The organism is Acinetobacter sp. CFCC 10889 (genome assembly GCF_003268395.1).
Lineage (GTDB): Bacteria > Pseudomonadota > Gammaproteobacteria > Pseudomonadales > Moraxellaceae > Acinetobacter.
In genome coordinates this window covers 1-4,342 of sequence record NZ_LQXQ01000108.1, presented here as the reverse complement: position 1 = coordinate 4,342, position 4,342 = coordinate 1, and the positions used below count along the sequence as shown (strand labels likewise).

Below are 4,342 nucleotides of genomic sequence, written 5' to 3'. Positions count from 1 at the left end.
ATTGTTCTTATAATTTTCTGAACACTTATATATTTAAAGGTAGTTGTTTACACGACAAAACTTGTCGTTTTTAAAGTTGGACTCACTTCTTAGTATGCTATATTAAAGTTAAAATATTAAAATATAAGTAAAATGAGATAAAGACATAATGTCACACCCATTTGATGATGTTGAATTTGCAGTTGCTTTAAAAGATAAGGTATCTAACACATCCTTGAAGGTTCTACTTTTTGTGAATAAGTTTTATACCAAAATTTATGTAAATAACGAAAATAATGATTGGATAGAGTTGGGGTATGGCGAGTTAGGAAGAGAAACTCGTGATTATCTAAAATTACTAATAAAGGCTAAAAGAGTACTAATACTTGAGTCTGCTTCTAAAGATCTGACATTGGAGAAGCCTAAGTTTGAAGATGCGCAAGCTTTATCTACTTTAAAGAAACTTGATGAATGGATAAAGATTTCTATCAATTTGACTTCAGGTAGACTGGGAGAAGTAAAAACTCAAACTAAAAATAAAGTTATGTATGATGCAGCTTGGAGATGTCAACTCTCAGGTTGTGGAGTTGATTTAAGAGAACATTTAACTTCTGGTATGAGTGGAAACTATAGCTATTATGCTCATATTGTTGCATCTTCTGAGGATGGACCAAGGGGTAATAGTGATTCTGAAAAACTTGCGGATGAACCAACCAATATCATGCTTCTATGCGATAAGTGTCATCGTTTAATAGATAAAATTGAGCCTCATAACTACAGTGTTGAAATTCTAAGAAATATGAGGGAAAAAAGTGTAAACGAAGTAAAGCGATTATTAGATTGTTTGAAATTTCCAGAAGCGGAAATGATAGTTATTGGTGGAAAAATCGAGGGGCAAGCTTTTATTTTTAATAGTCAAGATGCTGAGGAGGCTATGTGGCGACAAGAAATGAAAAGCTTTTCTCAACCGCACCGAATTTTAAAGAATCCAGATTATTTTAGTGCATCTAATAACCCAAATTATTGGGTGAATATATTTGAATTATTTAAATCAGAAGATTTTCCTATTTTAAAAAAGATTTTGCACAAGGCTGCAAATGACTATAGACCAAAGATACTAGCAATCTTTCCATTACACGGAATGTCGGTTTTAATTTTGAGTGGGAGAATTATAGGTGATGCTTCAAGTATTGTGTTATTTCAGTTTCATAGACAAAAAGTTTTTGGTAAAGGCAAACAATGGGCATGGCCTGAAGTAGTTGAGCCACAAGGTAATAAGTTTAGAGTCACAACACATAAAGACAACCTTGTTGGAGAAAGTGCAGCTCTTTTATTGGTGAATATAACTGCTAAAATCCCTGAATCTGAGTTGCCTGAGTATTTATTTAATAATGGATATACTCTACCAACCATAGAAATAACACTTGATGAGTGTTCTTTTAATGCTATCAGTCACCCGAAAGATTTAGAGCATTTAGGTGAAGCGATTGATAGCGCTTATAAAAAGATTCAAGATGAATGGAGACTTCAGAAAGTTCACTTAATTATGGTTGCACCAACGACTGCATGTGTACGCTTAGGTCAAAAAATGCAGGCTCGCCATCATGCTGATTTTATCTTATATGAACGTAAACCTGGTACTGGCAACAAAGGACCATTTGAACCTACTATCCAAATTGGTGCAAAAAAAGTTAGTTTAGTTGGAACAGATCAGGAAATAGATATTTCCTAAATTTTACTCAATAAGTATGCCTTGAACTAGAATATGACTATTAAGAAAAAAGAAGTTTTCATCTCAGTGGATGTAGAAACATCAGGTCCTATACCAGGTGATTATGATCTATTGTCAATTGGTATGTGTTTGGTTGATAAACCAACTGTTAATTTCTACTGTGAGTTAAAGCCAATCTCAAACAAGTATGACCCTGAAGCATTATCAGTGACAGGGTTTAACTTAGATATTCTATTAAGTACAGGATTATTGGCAAATGTGGCTATGGCTGAGTGTTGTAAGTGGATTGATCAAAATGTTACAGCCAACGAAATACCTATATTTGTTGGTTTTAACGTTGGATTTGATTGGTCATTTATAAACTATTACTTCCATAAATATCTAGGAAATAATCCATTTGGCTATACCTCAGTAGATATTAAATCTATGTATTTTGGCTGTTTTGGTGGTGATTGGTCAGAAACTAAATCAAGTAAAATAGTTGAAAAGTTAAAGCCGAAATTTACTGGTAATCATCACGCTTTGCAGGATGCGATATTTCAAGCAGAGTTATTTAATTTAATTTTAGAAGAAGTAAATAGAAGGGGGTGAATTATGAATTTGGTAGCACAAGCGCAGCATCCAACACAAATAGATAGTTGGGAAGTGGTTTTAATGAATATTGTTCAAAAAATTTCATTAACTCCTGCTCAATATGATCTAATAACAGATAGATATAGTAAGCTACAAGCGATTTTAAATGTAGCTGAAGATGAAATATTAAAAGATGCTCATATTTTTGTACAAGGTTCGATTGGATTAAAGACAACAATAAAGCCAGCTCCTGAAGCAGAAGGGGATATGGCCAATGTTGATGCTGATGCTATTGTCTTACTTCCTAACGCACAAAATGTAGATTCAAAAGAAGTATTAGATGCACTAACAAGACGTTTCGAAGAAGGGACTAGAACTAGTGCTCCCATTAAACCTTTGCGTAGAGGCATTAGAATTGTCTATGCAGATGAAAATCCAGGTTTCCACATAGATGTTACACCAGCACGAAATGCACGAGGTAATGGTCAATCAGCTGGTTACGGAAATTTAGAGGTCCCAGATAGAGAGACTGGTTGGAAATGCAGTACACCTCGTGATTATTCACTGTGGTTAGAAAATTTAGCCAAGCTTGAAATCCAAATCATTCGAAAAATGGCTGATAATAAAGTTCTAATGGATAGTGCAACTCAAGATCCATTGCCTTTGTATGAAGACTACACTGAACATAATCCATTAAGAGCAACTATTAAATTAATAAAAAGACATCGCGATCAGTGGGCATTAAATTCAGAAAGTCCTGAGTATCGACCGATTTCTGCAGTGATAACAACTCTAGCAGCCAAAGCATATGAGAAGGTTTATAAAGAATCCCAGGCTCAGGCTCTAAGGCCAATTGAAGCAATTATAAAAATCATTGCATACATGCCGCAGTTTATAACTCAAACTGAGGATGGTTTTGCGGTTCTTAACCCTATGGATAAAGGCGAAAACTTTGCCGAGAAATGGAATCGTCCAAATGGTGAGGGCGAATCATATCGAGAAGCATTTTTTGAGTGGCATTCACAAGCTTTAGAAAGTATGAGGATAGGGCTTTATGATCTAGAAAGTCAAAAGAACTTCGAAGATAGACTTATTGAAAGCTTTGGCATCCCAAGAACGTTTATTCAAGAGCTAATTAGAAATGTTCCAGATAGATCATGGACATTACCAGGGAGAAATTCAAATGTATCTCTCAATACAATTTCATTAGGTGCCTTAGCTGGGACGTCATCAACAGCTGCTTCTGTACATACATCAACAGAACCAGTGGGTCGTCTTGGTTAATATGAAAAAAATCACTCCAAAAATACAACAAGGTGTAGACTTTTTACACCAATATTTAGGCCAAGATGCTTCATCTTGGCTGAGAGTAGTAGATCCAAAGGACAAGGAAGTTGTGGCTTATGAGTTTCCTTTACCTGAGGACTACTTAGGTGTTTCACGAGTACTTAGGATTAGTTTTTGTGAAGGCTTTCCGACAGTCGGTTTGCGTCTACAAATAAGCCCTTCACCTTGGCTTTTATGGCCTCATGCGATGCCACAATCTTTATGTTTGTATGGGTTTGGGGAGCATCCAGCTGCAAACTCTCCTGAAAGTGTAGTAAATGATGCATTGAAGAGGTTATCAAAGATATTGGAGCTTGTATTACCTTCCTCTAATATAAAAAAAAGAAACGAGGAGTTTTATAGGGAAATAGCTTCTTATTGGCGATTACAATTAAATTTTAATAACCAGCAGCTTGTTGTTTTGGAACCCCCCTCAACTAATGGTGAACTTTGTGGACTCACTGATCAAAGGGGAGGAATAAAACGTCATCAAGTTGTATGGTTAGCGTCGCAGCAAACAATAATAGAAAAACATCTTTCTAAAATATTAAACAGGGTAGAGAAAGTATCAATTTTAGCACCAGTTGCATATTTTATTCGCTTAAATTCATATCCAACTGTTGAGATTCCTAATTCCAATGAAATCTTTGAGTGGATTGAAAATCATATATCTTCAGTAGATTATCAGAAATTATTAGCATGGGATAAACGAAACAATATTTATCCTAGGGG

At 35.1% G+C, this 4,342-nt stretch carries 3 protein-coding genes and 1 pseudogene; all 4 read left to right on the top strand.

What is annotated here, in order from left to right; all coding sequences use genetic code 11:
- The first annotated feature begins 148 nt into the window (after positions 1 to 148).
- Positions 149 to 1,711, top strand: coding sequence for an SAVED domain-containing protein (locus AVJ19_RS20325; RefSeq protein WP_111861345.1), 1,563 nt, complete (start codon positions 149 to 151; stop codon positions 1,709 to 1,711).
- Positions 1,712 to 1,744: 33 nt separating this feature from the next.
- Positions 1,745 to 2,302 (top strand): 3'-5' exonuclease, encoded by a 558-nt coding sequence (locus AVJ19_RS20320; protein ID WP_111861344.1) that lies wholly within the window; start codon positions 1,745 to 1,747, stop codon positions 2,300 to 2,302.
- A gap of 3 nt (positions 2,303 to 2,305) precedes the next feature.
- Positions 2,306 to 3,568 carry a nucleotidyltransferase gene (locus tag AVJ19_RS20315; protein WP_111861343.1) on the top strand — a complete coding sequence of 421 codons (1,263 nt, stop codon included), beginning with the start codon at positions 2,306 to 2,308 and terminating at the stop codon, positions 3,566 to 3,568.
- A 1-nt stretch (position 3,569) separates the two neighbouring features.
- A pseudogene (locus AVJ19_RS20310) lies at positions 3,570 to 4,342 on the top strand (ThiF family adenylyltransferase); the annotation flags it as partial.